Annotated in this window: 21 protein-coding genes; 10 read left to right on the forward strand and 11 right to left on the reverse strand. The window is 50.8% G+C overall.

Going from position 1 to position 17,690, the window contains the following annotated elements; genetic code table 11:
- Window positions 1-10: 10 nt before the first annotated feature.
- From R6H26_RS07650 to R6H26_RS07665, 4 genes are all read right to left on the reverse strand, one after another.
- Window positions 11-589 (reverse strand): transposase, encoded by a 579-nt coding sequence (locus tag R6H26_RS07650; RefSeq protein WP_404789684.1) that lies wholly within the window; start codon window positions 587-589, stop codon window positions 11-13.
- A 168-nt stretch (window positions 590-757) separates the two neighbouring features.
- Window positions 758-1,315, reverse strand: a complete 558-nt coding sequence (locus tag R6H26_RS07655) for a transposase (RefSeq protein ID WP_404789686.1) — start codon at window positions 1,313-1,315, stop codon at window positions 758-760.
- 849 nt (window positions 1,316-2,164) lie between these two features.
- The gene (locus R6H26_RS07660; protein WP_404789688.1) at window positions 2,165-2,959 is read right to left on the reverse strand and encodes an RNA polymerase sigma factor SigF; all 795 of its coding nucleotides are present in this window, start codon (window positions 2,957-2,959) and stop codon (window positions 2,165-2,167) included.
- Between the two features lie 276 nt (window positions 2,960-3,235).
- Window positions 3,236-4,093, reverse strand: coding sequence for a universal stress protein (locus R6H26_RS07665; RefSeq protein ID WP_404789690.1), 858 nt, complete (start codon window positions 4,091-4,093; stop codon window positions 3,236-3,238).
- A 288-nt stretch (window positions 4,094-4,381) separates the two neighbouring features.
- Here R6H26_RS07665 and R6H26_RS07670 point away from each other — a divergent pair, with 288 nt between their 5' ends.
- From R6H26_RS07670 to R6H26_RS07685, 4 genes are all read left to right on the forward strand, one after another.
- Window positions 4,382-4,747: a hypothetical protein gene (locus tag R6H26_RS07670; RefSeq protein ID WP_404789692.1), complete on the forward strand. Its 366-nt coding sequence runs from the start codon at window positions 4,382-4,384 to the stop codon at window positions 4,745-4,747.
- 153 nt (window positions 4,748-4,900) lie between these two features.
- Window positions 4,901-5,905, forward strand: a complete 1,005-nt coding sequence (locus tag R6H26_RS07675) for an NAD(P)-dependent alcohol dehydrogenase (protein ID WP_404789694.1) — start codon at window positions 4,901-4,903, stop codon at window positions 5,903-5,905.
- A 100-nt stretch (window positions 5,906-6,005) separates the two neighbouring features.
- On the forward strand, window positions 6,006-6,602 hold the full coding sequence (locus R6H26_RS07680; RefSeq protein WP_404789696.1) for a TetR/AcrR family transcriptional regulator: 597 nt from the start codon (window positions 6,006-6,008) through the stop codon (window positions 6,600-6,602).
- An 89-nt stretch (window positions 6,603-6,691) separates the two neighbouring features.
- A complete protein-coding gene (locus tag R6H26_RS07685) occupies window positions 6,692-7,372 on the forward strand; it encodes a glutathione S-transferase family protein (protein ID WP_404789698.1) in 681 nt (226 codons plus the stop codon).
- A 117-nt stretch (window positions 7,373-7,489) separates the two neighbouring features.
- On the opposite strand, the gene R6H26_RS07690 is transcribed toward R6H26_RS07685, so the two are convergent.
- Together R6H26_RS07690 and R6H26_RS07695 are read right to left on the reverse strand one after the other, a co-directional pair.
- Complete coding sequence (locus R6H26_RS07690; RefSeq protein WP_404789700.1) at window positions 7,490-8,182, reverse strand: hypothetical protein; 693 nt, start codon at window positions 8,180-8,182, stop codon at window positions 7,490-7,492.
- 141 nt (window positions 8,183-8,323) lie between these two features.
- Window positions 8,324-9,145 carry an RNA polymerase sigma factor SigF gene (locus tag R6H26_RS07695; RefSeq protein ID WP_404789702.1) on the reverse strand — a complete coding sequence of 274 codons (822 nt, stop codon included), beginning with the start codon at window positions 9,143-9,145 and terminating at the stop codon, window positions 8,324-8,326.
- Between the two features lie 543 nt (window positions 9,146-9,688).
- On the opposite strand from R6H26_RS07695, the gene R6H26_RS07700 reads away from it, so the two are divergent.
- Entirely contained in the window at window positions 9,689-10,468 is a 780-nt protein-coding gene (locus R6H26_RS07700) for a transaldolase family protein (RefSeq protein WP_404789704.1), read from the forward strand.
- On the opposite strand, the gene R6H26_RS07705 is transcribed toward R6H26_RS07700, so the two are convergent.
- Both R6H26_RS07705 and R6H26_RS07710 read right to left on the reverse strand, forming a co-directional pair.
- Window positions 10,450-11,460 carry a glycosyltransferase family 2 protein gene (locus tag R6H26_RS07705; RefSeq protein ID WP_404789706.1) on the reverse strand — a complete coding sequence of 337 codons (1,011 nt, stop codon included), beginning with the start codon at window positions 11,458-11,460 and terminating at the stop codon, window positions 10,450-10,452. The genes R6H26_RS07700 and R6H26_RS07705 overlap by 19 nt on opposite strands.
- A gap of 131 nt (window positions 11,461-11,591) precedes the next feature.
- On the reverse strand, window positions 11,592-12,353 hold the full coding sequence (locus R6H26_RS07710; RefSeq protein ID WP_404789708.1) for a LuxR C-terminal-related transcriptional regulator: 762 nt from the start codon (window positions 12,351-12,353) through the stop codon (window positions 11,592-11,594).
- 100 nt (window positions 12,354-12,453) lie between these two features.
- On the opposite strand from R6H26_RS07710, the gene R6H26_RS07715 reads away from it, so the two are divergent.
- The 5 genes from R6H26_RS07715 to R6H26_RS07735 all read left to right on the forward strand — a co-directional run bounded on the left by R6H26_RS07715 (window position 12,454) and on the right by R6H26_RS07735 (window position 15,098).
- Entirely contained in the window at window positions 12,454-13,107 is a 654-nt protein-coding gene (locus R6H26_RS07715; RefSeq protein ID WP_404789710.1) for a DJ-1/PfpI family protein, read from the forward strand.
- The gene (locus R6H26_RS07720; RefSeq protein ID WP_404789712.1) at window positions 13,104-13,343 is read left to right on the forward strand and encodes a DUF6220 domain-containing protein; all 240 of its coding nucleotides are present in this window, start codon (window positions 13,104-13,106) and stop codon (window positions 13,341-13,343) included. Before R6H26_RS07715 ends, R6H26_RS07720 begins: the two co-directional genes overlap by 4 nt.
- A gap of 271 nt (window positions 13,344-13,614) precedes the next feature.
- Entirely contained in the window at window positions 13,615-13,896 is a 282-nt protein-coding gene (locus tag R6H26_RS07725; protein WP_404789714.1) for a hypothetical protein, read from the forward strand.
- A gap of 187 nt (window positions 13,897-14,083) precedes the next feature.
- Window positions 14,084-14,695, forward strand: a complete 612-nt coding sequence (locus R6H26_RS07730) for a class F sortase (RefSeq protein ID WP_404789716.1) — start codon at window positions 14,084-14,086, stop codon at window positions 14,693-14,695.
- A 262-nt stretch (window positions 14,696-14,957) separates the two neighbouring features.
- Complete coding sequence (locus R6H26_RS07735; protein ID WP_404791246.1) at window positions 14,958-15,098, forward strand: rhodanese-like domain-containing protein; 141 nt, start codon at window positions 14,958-14,960, stop codon at window positions 15,096-15,098.
- Window positions 15,099-15,151: 53 nt separating this feature from the next.
- Here R6H26_RS07735 and R6H26_RS07740 read toward each other — a convergent pair whose 3' ends face one another.
- From R6H26_RS07740 to R6H26_RS07750, 3 genes are all read right to left on the reverse strand, one after another.
- Window positions 15,152-15,481: a hypothetical protein gene (locus R6H26_RS07740; protein WP_404789718.1), complete on the reverse strand. Its 330-nt coding sequence runs from the start codon at window positions 15,479-15,481 to the stop codon at window positions 15,152-15,154.
- Between the two features lie 85 nt (window positions 15,482-15,566).
- The gene (locus tag R6H26_RS07745; RefSeq protein ID WP_404789720.1) at window positions 15,567-16,973 is read right to left on the reverse strand and encodes a sensor histidine kinase; all 1,407 of its coding nucleotides are present in this window, start codon (window positions 16,971-16,973) and stop codon (window positions 15,567-15,569) included.
- Complete coding sequence (locus R6H26_RS07750) at window positions 16,966-17,643, reverse strand: response regulator (protein ID WP_404789722.1); 678 nt, start codon at window positions 17,641-17,643, stop codon at window positions 16,966-16,968. Before R6H26_RS07750 ends, R6H26_RS07745 begins: the two co-directional genes overlap by 8 nt.
- Window positions 17,644-17,690 lie beyond the last annotated feature (47 nt).

Below are 17,690 nucleotides of genomic sequence, written 5' to 3' on the forward strand. Positions count from 1 at the left end.
ACTGGGCTACTTAAGCCTGTGCGAGGGGGTGAGATTCTATATCATTAGCGCCTAAAAGCTTGATAAGAGGAGACTTCTTGCATGCTAATGCAGCTAGATATTTCTGCTCATCGTAGGGCGTATTATCTTGCCAACAGCGCCAAAGAATTCTGCCCCACTTGTATGCAAGTGAGCGAATAGCAGTTTGATGGGACTTCCCTGCGCGTTTTTGTTTTTGATAAAAAGCTTGTGCCCAAGGCGAAAACCGTCTGGACTGGTTCACCCATTCGACAAAGGTTTGCCTGAGAAAAATGGGACAAGACCACCTCCAATGCACCCATCGCTTCTTGCCACTTTCTTCTTTCACTGGAGCAATGCCGACATAACTCATAAAGGCCTGTGCCGAAGCGAAACGGTCTCGTTCTGCACCGAAAGCCACAAGCAGACGAGGTGCAAGATGAGGGCCAGCCCCTGGCAGACTGGAAAAGAGTTCAGCATCGGGAATGGACTCAAATAATGTCACAATCTTGGCATTAAAATCATTGAGCTGAGTGAGCACGACTTTTAACAGTGCAATCAAGGCACTGGTCAACGCTTGAGCCGGAATCACAATGGCCTCGTCGCGAGTCAGAGGCGGCCCTGCCTCTTGGATTTGTCGGATACGTCGGGCGAAAGCTGCGCACCAAGAGTCCGCCGATTTGCGTCCAGCCTGGTGGGAGCGAAAGAATTGGGTCAATTGCTGCGGGGTTGCCGCTTGAGCGTCGGTCACGGATGTAAACTACTCCATAAATGAGCAAAAGACCAAAGTGTCTTTATCCTCAAACCAATCGAGCACTTGAGGAAAGTATGTTTTGAGAGCGGCGGTAATACGATTAGTCAGTCTGACTTTCTCGCCCACGAGCATTCGCCGTGATTCCACCCATTGTCTGAGGGCACGAGTTTGAGGACAGCCCGGTACCCAGCAAACTAGCTTTTCTGGATGCTTCTGCATCAGTTCGACCAACAGACGGGCATCTACTGGGTCAGACTTAGCGCGAGAGGGTTGGAAAGCTTTACGGTAGTTCGCAACGGTACGAGGATTGATGGGAAACAAAACCAAGTTATCGTATTGACACAGGGCATAGAGCAACGTGCCTCTTTTCTGTTCCAGGGCGACCGCGATTTTTCCTCCTCCATAGCGTGCTCGCAGTTGATTGACCCAATCTAGGATGTCTTGGGGACGGGTTTTGATCGTGTATTCTTGCCAGATGTCTGATGTGCAGTCATAGAGGGCAATATCGTGTTTGCGATCTGCCCAGTCAATACCGATATAGGCAACATAGTTTTGGGTGCTCATGGTAGATTAATTTCATTGATTTTGATTGAACGGAGGGAGCTTGCCGCCTGCACGTGCGAAAAGATTATGGAAAAGGTTGAAGCCTTGTTCCCTGAGAATTCGTTAAGAGGGTAGGGTAAGGGATAAGAGGCGATACGATATGTTAGAAGTCATCAAGTGACGACGGCTGCATGGTCGTCCTCAAATCCTGGCAAGTTCTCCCGATTTTTTACTTTAAGCTTTTCTTCAATCAACCTAGAATTTTTGGTGAGGAGCGAGCGATATAGCCCTACGAGAGCATGTTAAGACGTTTGTAAATAGCCCGCTTTGAGCAGTAAGGATTTGATTAAGCAGTGCGTCCTAAGCAAAATCCGTAGTGCTATATGTTAGTAGACATGAATTCTGTCGCCGCATGCATGGTCGTCTCCTATTTCTCTCTAGTGCTCGTCTCCCCATAAAGTCGCTGCACCCGACCCCCTAAAAGTTTCTGTTAAGATTCAGAGGTTGTCTACGGCGGGTGAGCTTGGTCGTTAGGCTTTACTGGCGGCTTCTAGTCCTATGTTCGGTCCATTTCTGGTTTTGTTGCTGAGTTTTAGCGGTATGGCTTTCCTGCTGCGGTCTGTATTTTTGTTGATGGGTGGTGGGGCGATTGCCAGTTGCTGACTGTCGGGAGAAAAGATCAGGCACAAGGCCACCGCCCAACTTAGGGCCGTTATACAGTCGCGAAAAAGCTGGGTAAGTGAGATAGCCCTCTCCTAGCTCCTATTCTGAGTGAGATAGTCAAAATCTATCCCCCTAACCTTCCATTTTTAGGGGGATAGGGGGCTAGTGTAATATCTGCGAAACTTTAAACCATCTCTTCGCTAACGCTTACCCTTCAACTAGAGCAGCTAAAGATGGGATCTGAAGCATCTCTGCTAATTCTTCAATTCCTTTTTTGATGCGTCGGGTGACAGTGACGGGGCTGACGCCAATCCGGGCTGCTACTTCTTGACGGGAATGTTGATGTAAAAACACCGATTCGATCATTTCGCGGGTCTTTCCTTCAAGCTGGTTGAGGGCGTGTTGTAGCTCCAGACGTTCCTCTTGGCAGCTTTGCAGAAAAGCACTGTGGGCATCCATCAACGTATCGCCTAAGGTCGTCGCGCTCTCTGTCTGTTGACCCGCTTGAATTCGGGCATCTAAACTCATCGGTGCTCGATTGATGGATGACAGCTTCACAGCCCGCCATTCTTCCACATCGATATTCAGCGCTGCGGCAATTTCCAGCTCGTTGGGCTGACGGCCCAGCTTTGCAACGAGCGCTTGAGACACTTTATCGCCCTCGTTTCTCAACTGCTGGAGGCGCCTGGGAATCCGTACTGTGCTGGCTCGATCGCGCAGGAAGTGGAGCATTTCGCCCTTGATGTAGGGAATGGCAAAGGAGCTAAAGGCGTAGCCTTGGGTAGGGTCGAAGCGCTCGGTCGCGGTAATCAGACCGATATAGCCTACCTGCTCTAGATCTTCAAACGGGACAGAACTTTGATGGGCGATGCGATGAGCGACTTTGCGCACTAAGCCCACATTTGCATTGACAATGCGATTGCGCAGATGGACGCAGGGTTTTTGGCGATAAGCCATTAGCAATTCTAGCGTTTCAGATTGTGCCGAGATTTTGTAAGCCACGATGAAGCCCCCCGTTGTGTTGATGAACCATTGACTTCATTATTCAAAATCTGCATGTTCAGCACATCGTTGAATACACGTAAGTTCCAACGGGGGATAGACTCAGCGGACTCCGCACAATTTCGTAAGTAATTTCCGCAGTCATGCTCTAAGGCGGTCTTTTCCGGGACTGCGTTGCCAGGGAGTTGGGAAGCGCTTGCGCGCCATCAGCTCCCTTAGATTCAGACACCGCTAGGATGTTGGTCGGTTGGAGTCAGGACCCTACAGCCCCAGCGCTTACTCGCCTTTGCGAATAAATAGCACGGGACACGGAGCCTGGACCCTCACATAGTCTGAGGTAGAAGTCCCCAAGAGCCGATCCAAGTCGGGCAAACTCCGAGCAACCGAGGGCCGACGATCGGGGGAACCCAGTATCAGTAAGTCTGCATGGCTCTCCTCAGCAATGCGACAGATGGCTTCGCCCGGTTTCCCGGACATCGCCACGCACTGGACGGTCACGCCAAATCGCTTTGCAGCGGCGATCGCTGGGGCCAGCAGCGGATCGCGCTCGGCTTCGGCAGAGGTGAGGGTTTTGCGCTCGGTTGCGTCAGGAATCACGTGAGCCAAAATCAGTTTGCCGCTCTTGTTATCCCGAAGCAATTGAAGAGCAAGGTCGAGGGATTCCTTGGCCGCGGCAGAAGCATTGATCGCCACCATGATGCGATTGAGGCGCTTGACGTACACGTCGTCCTTAATCAGCAGCATGGGCTTGGAAGACAGTTGAAACACGTACTGACTGACGGAATTTTCCAGAATGGATTGGAGGCGCTTGAGTCCCCGAGATCCCATGATGATGAGATCGGCATCGATCTCTTCCGCAACGCGGCACACTTCATCCTTCGGTTCGCCTTCCCGGAGGATGGTATTGACGGCCATAAACTTACTCGGATCCAGGTGAAGCCCCTCAACTGCTTTTGCTAAGGTTTTGGCTCCTTCTTCGCGTTTTTCTTGCATGCCTTCGGTGCTCACTTGGGGAGGCACCACATGCAGCACCGTTACGGTGGCGCGCTGGATGGCAGGAAGCTCCATGAGGGCGTTGAGCATTTGCTCGGTCTGTCCGGTACCAGAATCTGCCAATAAAATTTTTTCAATCATGGTTAACCTCCTGGTGCTGTGGGTGAGGGGACATCAGTGGGTGCGCTTAATGGTCTACTTCTACTGATTTACCATGTTGGATCGACCAAAATTGATAAGTTCTGCGAACTCTAAGGCGTAGAAAAAGGCGTAGAAAACTATTCCCCTATTACTTCAGAATTGGCATGCTTCGCTCGCTTACCTCAAGTGCGCAATATCATGGTGGCTGTAGATCTCGATCGCTTCGCCCGAGCTGGAAATTGCCGAAGATACCTCTATGTTTGCAAGTTAACCAGGAAGGTATTCCGTATGAAATGCATTAACTCCTTTCTCCGCATCGCACCTCTGACGTGGTTGGCGATCGCCTCCAGCGCATTGGCTGTCCCCCAGTTCAGCGGCGCGGCGCATCAATCTCAGCCCCCCACGGGCTGCCCGCCCGGATGGGAACAGGCAACATATCCCCTTAACCCTCAGCTCGGTTGTTTGCCAACCCACATCCAAGCCAAACCAGGACAATCTGAATCGCAAACGATGATGAAACCCCTTAAAGTCCAGGGTTTTCAAGAACAGCCTCCGACCGGGTGCAGGCCGGGATGGTCTCAAGCTAAGCACCCATTGAATTTTCAACTGGGTTGCTTGCCGGGACAAATTCAGAGCGCTCCGCAACCGAGATAACGGACAGGCACTTTCTCCTAAGATAAGATGAACTCCATTGAAACCCGTTAGCGGGTAGATCCATCGATAGATCTACCCGCTCATCTATTCCCTTGATATAGATGTTTGCTATTTGGATGTTTGCTATTTGCAAGGCCGCAATGGGAGAAATCGATGAAAGCCTATCAAATTCAAACCGCGTCTGGCCTTGAAGGACTCAGACCCGTCGATTTACCCGACCCGACGCCAGGGTTCGGACAAGTTTTGGTGCGGGTTCGGGCCGTGTCCTTAAATTATCGAGACGCTATGGTTGTCAGCGGTCTCTATCCCGGACTAAAGCTGCCTCTCATCCCTCTATCCGATGGCGCGGGCGAGGTGGTTGCAATTGGGGAAGGAGTGACGCGGGTAAAGGTAGGCGATCGCGTGGCTGGGATTTTCTTCCAAGATTGGATTGCAGGTCGGCTCACCCGCGAGAAAATCAAATCGGCAATGGGTGGGGCAATTGACGGAATGCTGGCCGAGTATGTCGCCCTCAACCAGGAAGGAGTCGTGCATCTCCCAGAACACCTATCCTACGAAGAAGGCGCGTCGTTGCCCTGCGCTGCCGTCACTGCTTGGCAGGCCCTCGTGACCAGAGGCGGTTTGGCGGCGGGCGAAACCGTTTTGCTGCTCGGGACGGGTGGGGTTTCGATCTTCGCGCTGCAATTTGCCAAAATATTAGGAGCCAACATCATCATTACCTCCAGCAGCGATGAGAAGTTGGAACGGGCCAAAGCAATGGGCGCGCGCGAAACCATCAACTACAAAACCCATCCAGATTGGCCGGAAAAAGTTTGGGAATTAACCCAGAAAGAGGGGGTAGACCAAGTTGTTGAAGTGGGAGGCGCTGGTACGTTAGAGCGCTCCTTAAGATCGACGCGGGTTGGCGGTCGGGTCAGTTTGATTGGCGTGTTGAGCGGCGCAGGTGAGGTGAACCATACCTATATTTTGCGCAACAGCATCGACGTGCAAGGCATTTATGTAGGAAGCCGGGAAATGTTTGAAGCCATGAACCGGGCGATCGCCTTGCATCAAATCAAACCCGTCATCGATCGCGTATTTCCATTAGACGAAGCGCCAGCAGCCTACCGCCACCTCCAAAGCGGCAGTCACTTCGGGAAAGTCGTCATGCAACTCTAAACTTGACTCGAACCCTAAAGCGAATTCCGAAGCCACGAACCCATCTTGCCGCAGTCAACCCGATTTGCTATTCTTAAAAAGACCGATCGGTCTTTTAGTCATGTCCAAAGCCCAAGACACCAGAGCGCGAATTATCGAGCAAGCGGCAACGCTGTTTAACCAGCAGGGTTACTCCGGGGCTTCGATGTCTGCCCTGATGCAGTTGACAGGCTTACAGAAGGGAGGAATCTACAATCACTTTGATAGCAAAGACGAATTGGCCTTAGCCGCCTTTGACTTTGCCATTCATCGAATTCAGCAAAAATTCATCGGGGCATTAAACGGCAAGCGTCACGCCGCAGATCGATTGATTGCCATCCTGAATGTCTATGGAAACCTGTTGGACGATCCCTTTCTTCAGGGCGGATGTCCCATTCTCAATACCGCCGTAGAAAGCGACGACACCCATCCCGCGCTTCGCGAAAGGGCGAAGAAGGCGGCGGATGCGTGGCGCAGCTTGATTCAACGCATTGTCGAGAAAGGCGTTATGCGTAAAGAGTTACACTCAACCGTAGATCCAGAAAACGTTTCCAGTATTTTAATCGCGACCATTGAAGGGGCCATCATGTTGACCAAACTGTACGAAGATACAGCCCATTTGCACAGGGCATTAACCCATCTCGATGCCTACGTCCGTCAACTGGCCCGCACAGGCTAAATTTTTTTGCCGCAAAACAGACCGATCGGTCTTTTGTTGCACGACCTCGTACACCCGATCTCGTACACCCGATTTGGAAACCAATACCCATGTTGAAGCTTTACTACGCCCGCCCTTCTCTGTTTGCCCGTCCTGTATGGTTGGCACTCCTGGAAAAGCAGGTTTCCTTTGAATTAGTGCCTGTCAATTTGAATGGCGATCAATTTAACCCCGAATTTATGGCGCTCAATCCCTTCAGTCACATTCCGGTTTTGGTGGATGGTGATTTTCGCGCGATCGAATCGATTGCTATTCTGGATTACCTCGAAGCAAAGTATCCCAACCCGCCGCTGCTTCCAGCAGACGCCAAGACCTTGGCAACCGTGCGAATGGTTCAGCTTGTCGCGGTAAACGAGCTGCTTCCAGCAGTGGCCAGGTTAATTATGTATGACAGCCGTTCAGACGAGTCAAAATACGGGCATTTGCAGGCTATCAACGTACTCAATTTTTGGGAGCCTCTCCTCGGCAATTTTCCCTATTTTGCTGGCGAGCAGCTCACAGTAGCAGAAATTGTAGCGGGTATGCTTGTCTGCACCCTGCCCGATTTAGGCATTTCCTTTGCCAATTATCCCCGGCTGCAAGCTTGGTCCGATCGATTGCTCGCTCGACCGACCTGGCAACAGGTTCAGCTCAGTTCGGAGGAATGGACCAGCTTTAAGCGCCACCTACGCGTAATGCCAAAAACTTGGGAGCGGCGACGGCGACAGCGCGTCAAAGCGCTTGCCCAGTAGCACGAGCGTGAAATGTTGGAGCTACTATCTCCTCCCTGTGCCAGATTCCTAATTCTTTCATCACTCTCTAAACAGCGGAATGTGGGCTAAATAGCAAGCAACCCAAATAAAAAAAACTTAGATTTCGGCCTGTCGGAGTAGATGTTGCTGCTGGTTAAATCGACGCTGGGATGGCGTCAAATTAGCAAAATCGACAGGGGGACGCATATCCCATTGATATTCACCTAAAAAGAAGAGCGTACTCGCCAGGATCAGCCCTGCGAAAAGAAATTGATAGGGCATCGTCCAAGGCAAAACAAGACAGCCCAAAAGATGAACCAGACCCGTCAGACCCAGCGATCGCGACTTCAGTCCCCATCCGGTAGCCCAGTAACCGACAGCGCACACCAGCAGCCACAGTTCGCTGAGATGGGCCATTCCCCATCCCCAACATTGAAAGATACTGTAATCGGTAAGACTCACTCCAACGACGAGTAAGCTCACCCAAAGCCAAATCAGCCAGCGAAGACGCTCGATTCCCGTCCAGCACCAACTCAAAACAGTCATTGCAAGCGCAGCACCAATCGTCAAAATAGACCAAATCCAGGCTTGCGTCGTCCAGGCAAGCGGGACAAACTGGGCCGTGGCAAAAATCAGACTGGACAGCACGCCCCAAAGGACGAAAATTTGGTCGATGCGGGTATAGTGCGACTGAAGCAGGATGCGGGAGCCGAGCTGAACGCGAATATGCAGTAAACCTTTTAAGTCTTGGATGTCCAGCGCTGCTTGCTTGGGCTGCAACAAAGGCTCGGAAGAATTCAAAAAGGTCATACTGCGTTATGTCGATCTCTAAGGGTAAGACTTAAACAATCTTAACAAATTAGATTCAGGTCAAACGGCTTTTCATCGGAATCCTTTTGCGCTGTACGGATAGGGCAAGCTCCATGGCGCGATCGATTCGTTCGTTGCGATTTAACGGTGGGCAGCAGCCGTCGGCTTAGGGAATGTTTCATCATCCTTTGAGCCTGCCATCAACGTTTGGAGAGCCGTGAGTCCTTTTTTAACTTGTCGGGAGACCGTGACGGCGCTGATGCCTAGCAGCTCGGCGGTTTCCTTTTGAGTCAGATCGTGGAAAAAGACAAACTCTAATACTTCGCTCGTGCGTTTTTCGAGTTGAGCCAGCGCGAGTTGCAACCGAAGCTGATCTTCTTGGGCGAGCTGAAAACTCCGGTACTGCCGATCTGGCAGCAGATCGACGAGCGAACTCGCTTCATTTTCATCGTTGCTGCTTTGCAGTGGCGCATCTAGGCTGAGAACGGAGCGATTGTAGACAGATAGCTTGACTTCCTGCCATTCCGATTCGGAAACCCCCAAGGCTTCCGCAATTTCAGCATCGGCTGGGACGCGGTTGAGCTGCGATCGCATTTCCCGGTTCAGTGTTAGCGCCTGACGCTGTAAATCTTGCCACCGTCTCGGAATTCTCACCTGCGGGCATTTATCCCTCAAGTAGTGCTGAATTTCTCCTCGGATGTAGGGTACTGCAAAGGAACTGAAGGCGTGGCCTTTGACGGGTTCGAAGCGCTCGATGGCACGAATGAGTCCGATGCTGCCCACCTGGAGCAAATCATCAAAACTCTCAGTACACTGTGTAACCCAGCGATGGGCTTCTTTGCGAACCAGCCCCAGATTCATTTGAACCAACTGATTGCGTTTTTCAGTGGTGGGCTGCTGCTGGTAGGCTTGCAGCAGCTCGAGACTTTCGCTTTTTAGCTCAGAAGGGGATGTTGCCAACATATTTTTTAAGGGGCGGTATTCACAAAAGAGTTCGAAAAGTCTGACCCAGCACTGACACCCATCCAGTTCCCCACTTAAGGGGGCGTTCTTTTTGCAGCATCAATCTCTCCCTAGAGTACGAAGGGCAAGGCTTACAGAGCATCAGGAAAATCACGGAACTTGAAATGCGTGTTTTAGCCCGCGCTTCGGTTGAATTGCAACTCTCTACCCCAACCCACTGAAATTCGCAGCGAATTTAGGGGCGTCTTCTACCCTGTAATCGATCTTTCTGCCCGAACTCAAACCCCAAGATCCTTTCCAGGAAAGCATGGCAGGCAAAAGGCATGGCAGCAGAAAACGACATTCACAAAAATTTGCAATTTTTGAGTATAAAAACGGTTGACTTTTCAAAAAGCTCTCTATGTCTCTCCTGGAAGTGTTTCCAGCGCATCTCCGTAGAATTACGGAGACTAGCGCGGCGTTGGGAAAAACGAGATCGGGAAGAGACGCGTTCTTTTAGGATTCCCAAGTTTAAATGGAGTCGTACATTAGAAGAGGCATTGTTTGTCTGAGGCCAAAATTCCGATGAATCCCGCGACTCAAATCATCCCAACCGCAGCCCAACGCTTCATGTCTTCTGCTGCCACTTCAGAGCTGCGGCTGATGCTGGACTGTGCGGACGCGCTCCAGTGGGAGGCGTGGCTGCCTTTGGGCTTGTTTTATGGTGTCACGACGAATCCGCTCCTGTTGGAAAACGCTCGGGTTGCTTGTCAAGTTGAAGTCCTTGCTGCTCTGACGCAGAAAGCGTTGGCCTACGGCGTCCGAGAGGTGCAGCTCCAAACTTGGGGCGCGACGATCGAGCGGTACTATCAGATCGGCATCCGTCTCGCCGCGATCGATCCGCGCGTGGTGGTTAAAGTGCCTGCGACTGAGATTGGTGTGGCGGCAGCGGTTCAGCTGATTCGCGAAGGGGTGCGGGTGACTTTAACGGGCGTGTACGCCATCCCGCAGGTGCTGATTGCAGCCGCCATTCATGCGGAGTATGCGGCCCCTTATCTCGGACGCATCCACGACACTGGCCGCAATGGGTGCGAAGACTTAGGCGCTATGCAGCGATCGCTCGATGGGGTTGGCAGTACCACTCGGCTTCTGGTGGCCAGTATTCGGCGGGTTGAGGATATTGCGATGCTGGCGGCCCAAGGGCTCAATACCTTTACGATTTCTACGGCGATCGCCACCCAATTTTTCGACGTCCCCGCAACGCTCCAGGCCGCATCAGCGTTCGAAGCAGCGGCCGAGCGAACCTCGGAGCTCGCGTTTGAAGGTCAACGGTCCGAGCGGTGACTCGACTCGACGACTTCCCGGACGCGATAGATGGTGCGACCTTGAGATTCGTGATAGGTGCGCATCATCAGTTCTGCCAGAAGCCCAAAGCAAAACAGCTCCAGACCTGCCAAGACCAATAACACGGCTAACGTCAGCAATGGGCGATGGCCGATAGATTCGCCCAAAACGAGCTTGACGTAGGTGAGGTGCAGCCCCAGCCCTAACCCAATTGCTGTGGAAATCAACCCAAACCAGCCAAAGGCGTGCATGGGTCGGGTCAAAAACCGCTTCATAAAGTAAATCGTCATCAGATCCATCAACACGCGAAAGGTGCGGCTGAGTCCGTACTTACTAGAGCCAAACTGACGGGCGTGGTGGCTGACGGGCAACTCTGCAATTTTGGCCCCTTCAATGAAGGCTAAGGCGGGTAAAAAGCGGTGCAGTTCTCCATAGAGGTGCATGTCTGCCAATAGCTCCGCTCGATAGGCTTTCAGGGAACAACCATAGTCGTGGAGCGACACTCCGGTGACTTTGCTGATGAGTCCGTTGGCCAGCTTCGAAGGCAATAGGCGGGTCAAGGCCGCATCTTGACGGTTTTTGCGCCAGCCGCTGACAAGGTCGTAACCTTCTTCTAGCTTGGCTAGGAGCTTTGGAATATCGCTCGGATCGTTCTGCAAGTCTCCATCTAGGGTAACGACGATGGGCGCTTTAGCGCGATGAAATCCTGCGGACATCGCTGCCGTCTGGCCGTAGTTGCGCCGCAGCAGCACTGCGGTCAAGTCCGCGCGCTCCAGAGCCATCCGCTTTAGGAGTGCGGTCGTTCCATCTGTAGAGCCATCGTCTACGGCAATGATTTCGTAGGCTAATCCTTCTGCGTGCAGGACTCGGGCGATCGACTCCAGCAAATGCGGCACGCTCTCTACTTCGTTATAAACCGGAATCACGACCGAGACCCGGAGTGAAGGAGAGAGGGATGCTGGAAGTTCGGGCAAGTACGGTTCTAGTTTCATGGAATGCGATCGCAAGGATATCGGTCACTATTTTAGGCACATTTGTAATGCCCCGGACAGAATTACGGTCGCGCCTTTGCGACATTTTACGTTCGCATTTTGTTTGGAGAGGACGATCGGCCTAAGGTTCTTCATAGAGACTGGGCCGCGCTCGACGGAACGCGGCTCAAACTTGGCGGATGATATTGTGTTGCGAAAAGCCGGGCAACCATCTCTGCACGGGATGAAACCTCAAGCTTGCGGAACATTCGCTTCAGGGCTTGCTTTACGGAATTCTCGGCAATCCACAGTTCAGTCCCGATCTCTGCGTTGGTTCGCCCCAAGGCCACTAATCCGGCAATTTGCAATTCGCGAGGCGTTAGGCAATCTGCTTTGAAGACCTGGTACTGAGATTTTCTGTCGGAAACACGTTGCGATCGCACGGTGGAAGCCCAAGCCGATAAGTGCAAACAAACGGCACTCATATCGACTAGATTTTGCGTATCGAAGGCAGGCATTGCCCGTTCGCGAGTACAGCCCACGGCACCGATTAATCGACCGTTGCTGACGATCGGTCCTGCCATCGCATGCCAATGATCCGGGCGAGGACAAATCAGGGTCCAAACTTTGGGGGAGGCCACCAATGCTTCGTGAACCGGGGCATGGCGCTCGACCAGGTAGCGCACGACCGGATTGTGTTCGATCGATAGCCCCATTTGCATTGTTTTCAGAAGCGTGCGATCGGCTAAGGGCAGGTATTTGCGTAGCGCCTCTTGGAGGTCATCGAAGAAAAAAATACCCCATCGCGTTGCCGAAAAATACTCGCCTATTTTTGGCACGATGCGCGATCGCAAGTCATCTTCATCCTTTGTCTGATAAATTTCTTCAAATAAAAGTTTCAGGAAAATGCTCATGGCGGTGAAAAGAGTACTCGATCGAGGACTAGGCGCAACGGATCTTGATTTCTAGTATAGAGGGAGATTTCGGAGTAACCGTTAGTGGAAGGACTGATTGATGAGCGATCTACAACCGTATACCGTTGGCTTAGTCATCTATCCCGGCATGACCACCCTGGATATTGTCGGCCCTCAGGCCGTGTTTAGCGAGCTTCCTGATATCAAACTCCATCGCATTTGGAAAGTGCTAGAGCCGATTGAGGCGGATGACGGTATGGTCATTGTTCCAGACACAACCTTTGCAAATTGTCCGCCCTTGGACGTGCTCTGTATCGGCGGCGGTTTAAAGCAAATGGCGATCGTAGACGATCCAGAAGTGCTGGAATTTCTGAAGAAACAGGGTAACACAGCTCAGTTCATCACTTCGGTATGTGGTGGATCTGTGTTTTTGGCTAAGGCAGGACTGCTACAAGGGTATCGCGCTGCAACCCATTGGGCGATGCGGGGAGAACTTGCCAAGTTGGGTGTTGAGGTCGGAACTGAGCGAGTCGTGGTGGATCGCAATCGGATATCAGGGGGAGGAGTGACGGCAGGCATTGATTTTGGTTTGACGATTGCCAAATTGCTGCGGGGGGAGGAAATTGCCAAGATGGTTCAACTCTCGATCGAGTACAATCCCGAACCGCCGTTTGATGTGGGTTCGCCCGAAAAAGCTGGCCCTGAGTTAGTGCAGAAGACGCTGGCATTCGTGATGGGGCAGTTGGGCTTATGAGTGCGATCGCGATCGCAAAAGTAGAGCGCACCGATCCAGCTTGGAGACAGCTTGGGTTTTATGGCATTTCAATTGCGTTTAATCTGTGCCTAGTTGCTCAAGTATTAAGTGTTGGGGTTTCTTACTTTAACGATCCTACTTGGTGGGCAATACATGTTTGGCTAGTTCGAGGGTATGGCGGACTGTCACTAGTCTTACTAGGTGGAGCAGTAGAAGATGACGTTTACGGCCCTTAATGAGTTTTGATGCTTAACAGATTATCCTCTTGAGAGTTTTTCTACTTTTAAAACTGCCTTTGAAGGTCAAGCTATTAGAGTTAATCGATTGAACTTGCTCAAATGCTTTACTTGCCCATTTTGGCGTTAGATGTACACCTGGCCTGCAGGATTATTTGTATGTATGAAAATGCTCTCATGCTATTTTCATTGAGGGTTCACATATGATTAGTACTATATATCCTAGTTCAGTGCTTGCACTGTTTATTAAAACATACAGGAGAACGTGAAAATGCTATCTATATTCAAAAAGAACACAGCTGGATTAATGACAATAGGATGTTTGTTATTAACTCCGGCTATACTCATTTCATCTCCATCTGTACAGTCTGCTATGGCTCAAGCCGATGATGATGATGACGGTGGTGGTGGTGTATCAGCTCCAGTGGGCGGAGTTGCAGCTGGCGCGGGTGGTGCTCATGATAATGGGTTCGGCGTGCTACCAATTGCTACTACTCTCTGTGGATTAGCACTTATGGGCACTGGCATTATGACCTATCGTTTGCGTAAATAGAAGGATTTTCGACTTTTATTTCTGATTTACGCAAATAGAAATAGATGCAAGCTGCATTATTTTGCAGCTTGCATCTATTTCTTACTAAAGATATTTCTTCATCCTGTATTCTCTGGTTATGAGCTTCTTTCAACTCTTGCGGAATTCAAGGCTAAGATTTTCATCCCCGTATCTCCCACATCTACTTATGCTGTCAGGAGTACTTGTTGGACTGATGGGACTAACCGAAGTCTTAACCAATAATGATTTGCAGTTCAGTCCTACTCAGCCAATTCCTATTAAAAAGCCTACCATTGTGGATGAGGCACGCTCATATTTGACACCAAAAATGAATAGTGTCCCCACTGTCTCAGGAATTAATCCATCTAGAATTCAGATTCCAGTTATTGGAGTAGATGCAAGTATTATTCAGCTTGGTTTAAATAAAGACGGAACACTTCAGGTTCCAGAGAATTTCGATTTGGCAGGATGGTGGAAAAAGGGGTATCGTCCTGGGGAAAAGGGTTCGGCAGTGATTGTAGGACATTTTGACTCAAAAACAGGACCTGCTGTTTTTTATCATCTGCAAAAGTTGAAGGTAGGAGATGAAATCCTGGTTATGAATGCAACTGGTCGAACTGTAAGATTTAAAGTGGAACGTTTACAGCAGATTGCTAAGCGTAGCTTTCCCACTGCCACAGTTTATGGAAAATCTTCTAAGCCCACTCTCCGAATAGTGACATGTGCAGGGGCTTTTAAGCACAATCATTATCTGGATAATCTGATTGTGTTTGCGTCGTTATCGAGCAATATGCACTGATCTTCCAGTAAACCATTGAAGAAACTGATTACGAGAAAATAAGAAGGTGAACAATGATTGAACCACTTATAATTCCTGCCAGAAAACACGATCGCTGGGGTTTCTGCCAATGCAGCCTAGCTTTACTCAATAACAGCAGACCTGTGGATCGATTGACTGTCATTTCAGGTTCGAGCGATCGCCAGTATGAACGCTTCATTTCTCCTCGAAGAGACTTTTCTGGGAGTAACCGCCCAATTCCTAAAGGGATCTATCGGTTTTGTTGAGCGGGGCTGGTGGGGAAGTGCCATTGGCTTATGCCTGGTTTGTTTTGAAGTATTTACTCGGCTACCCCAACGTCCGCAATTACGACGGATCGTGGAATGAGTGGAGCCGCCTACCCCATGCGCCGATTGAGCCGTAATGGCGATCGCACGAGATTGATACGCGTCAAGCGCCGCGCCGTTTTGCGATGGATTAGACTGGTTTACTGGCCGTTTCTAAATCGAGGTATAACTTCCGCAAAAACTCGGCTCTGTCCCATTGCGGCAAATCTGGAGAAGGAGCGACAGATGCTCCACTCCGATCGAGCGGTTCTGAGTCGGCTTGTGCGAGTAAACGATGTTCTACGTCCTGAAGCATCCTTTGCAGCGCCAGCTCTTGCTCATCGGCGTCATAGGGATCTTCGTCGATAATGTTTTGACGGATCCAGCGATCGCAATGATGCCGACAAGTCTCTGTAAATTGCTGAAGCGAACGCCACAGGGACGAGCGATTGGAACCGATGGTTTTGTTAAGACTAATCATTGCCCCTTTTAACCTCTCAAATTCTGAACGCGATCGTGCTTAGTCTCAATCTACAAACTGAATCTAAGAAAACGATGAGAGAACGCTAAGGTTGAGGATCGATGGGTAGGGCAACGGTAAAGACGGTTTCTCGGTTCGGCTCGCTCTGGGCGGTTAGGGTTCCGCCATGGAGGTGCGCGATGTCGTGGGCGATCGCCAAACCCAATCCAGCGCCAGTCTTGGTTTGCGATCGCGCTGTCTCGACGCGGTAAAACCGTTCGAATATGCGAGGCAGTTCGTCGGCTGGGATGCCTGGACCTGTATTGGAGATCGCAACCTGTACGTGGGTTTTAGAACCCGTCTCCTCCTGGGCGACGACACTCACCCTCCCATGGGCTGGCGTGTATTTAATCGCATTATCGAGCAGGTTGAGAAATAAACTGGTGAGACGATCGGTATCGCCCTGAACCCAAAGCTCGGGTTGTACCTGGGAGGTGAGCTGAATGGCCTGGGTCTCTGCCAAGGGCTGAAGTTGTTCGATTAAAACGCTCAGCAGCGTACTCAAATCGACCGATTGAAACGTAACAGGCAAAAAACGTTCTCGATCCAGTTTAGCCAGCAGGAGCAGTCCATTACTGAGGCGAATCAGACGTTCGACCTCGTATTCGAGCTCCTGTAACACTTGTTCGTACTCTTCTGGGCTGCGGTGTCGGCTGCGGGTTACGTCTAGGCGCACTTTAATTGCCGTTAGCGGTGTCCGTAACTCATGGGCAGCGGCGGCGGTAAACCGCTGTTCGCGCTCGAATGTAGATTGCAAACGGTCTAACATTTGGTCGACGGTCATTGCCAATTCCCCAATCTCATCCATTGCGCCTCGATAATGAATGCGTTGGCTGAGATCGGTGGCGGTAATCGTTCGAGCGGTTTGCGAAATGGATTGAATAGGGCTTAGCAGCCGATTGGCTAGAAACAGTCCGCCGCAGGCCGTCAAAATTAAGAACCAGGGTAGATCGATCAGAATTTCGGTCGGAAGTTCTTGAGCGATCGCCTGCAAGGACTCTAAAGACTGGATAATCTGAAACCAGCCAATCGTGCGATCGCCTTGAACGATCGGATGGCTCATCAACCGCCAAGCGCCGTCATCGGTTGATAGGGTTTTATAACCGTTCGTGACAGGTATCCAGGCAGGAACCTCGCGGTATCGACCGAATCCATCCGTAACCTGCCCTGCGGGGGTAATTAATCGGGCGGCTAGTCCAAGCTGACTCAAACGATTGGCTAAAGTTCTTTGTTGCGACGTTTCCTGGAAAAACAAGCCGTTGTTCGAGTCGATATAGAGCAAGGATTGAGCTGACGCAATTTGCAGGCTGGTATCGACTTTAGTCATCAGCTTATGCTCTAGCCTAAGGTAGAGATAACCCGTCGAACTTGCCAATGTTAGCCCCAATAACAGCACATACCAGGCTGTGAGCTTGATCCGGATGGGCAAACGTAACCGCAGCCAACTAATCATTGCTAATACTTAAGCGATATCCGATCCCTCGCACGGTGTGCAGCAGCGGCGGATGAAATCCTTTATCGATTTTGCGCCGCAGATATCCGATATAGACGTCTACAACATTGGAATCTCCGTAAAAATCGGAGCTCCAGGTATGCTCTAAAATTTGATTGCGAGTCAGTACTTGACGGGGATGGCGCATCAGATACTCCAACAAGGTAAACTCGCGAGGACTCAGCTCGATCGGCTGCCCAGCCCGACAAATTCGATGGGTTGCAACATCCATTTCTAAGTCTGCAAGCTGCAAAACAGGATTGGCTTGAAGTGGCGGTCGGCGGAGTAACGCCCGCAATCGCGCTAATAACTCTGTAAATTCGAAGGGCTTGGGTAAATAATCGTCAGCGCCTGCATCCAAGCCACGCACCCGATCTTCAACCGAATTCCGAGCGGTCAGAAGCAGTACGGGCGTCTTTATGCCTCGCGTGCGAAGCGATCGCACGACCTGTAAGCCATCTAGCTTGGGCAGCATAATATCCAGAACGATGATGTCATACTCAGCAACAGTCGTATGGTGTAACCCCGATTCCCCATCACTAGCAACATCGACAACATACCCGGCTTCTATCAATCCTTTCTGGATGGACTGAGCAATTCCTGAATCGTCTTCTACAACTAAAACTCGCATAGGATGCCAATTCAATCGTCTTGGTTCTTTCAGATTTTGTGTGGTAC

This window comes from Altericista sp. CCNU0014 (assembly GCF_044923475.1).
GTDB lineage: Bacteria > Cyanobacteriota > Cyanobacteriia > Thermosynechococcales > Thermosynechococcaceae > JAAURS01.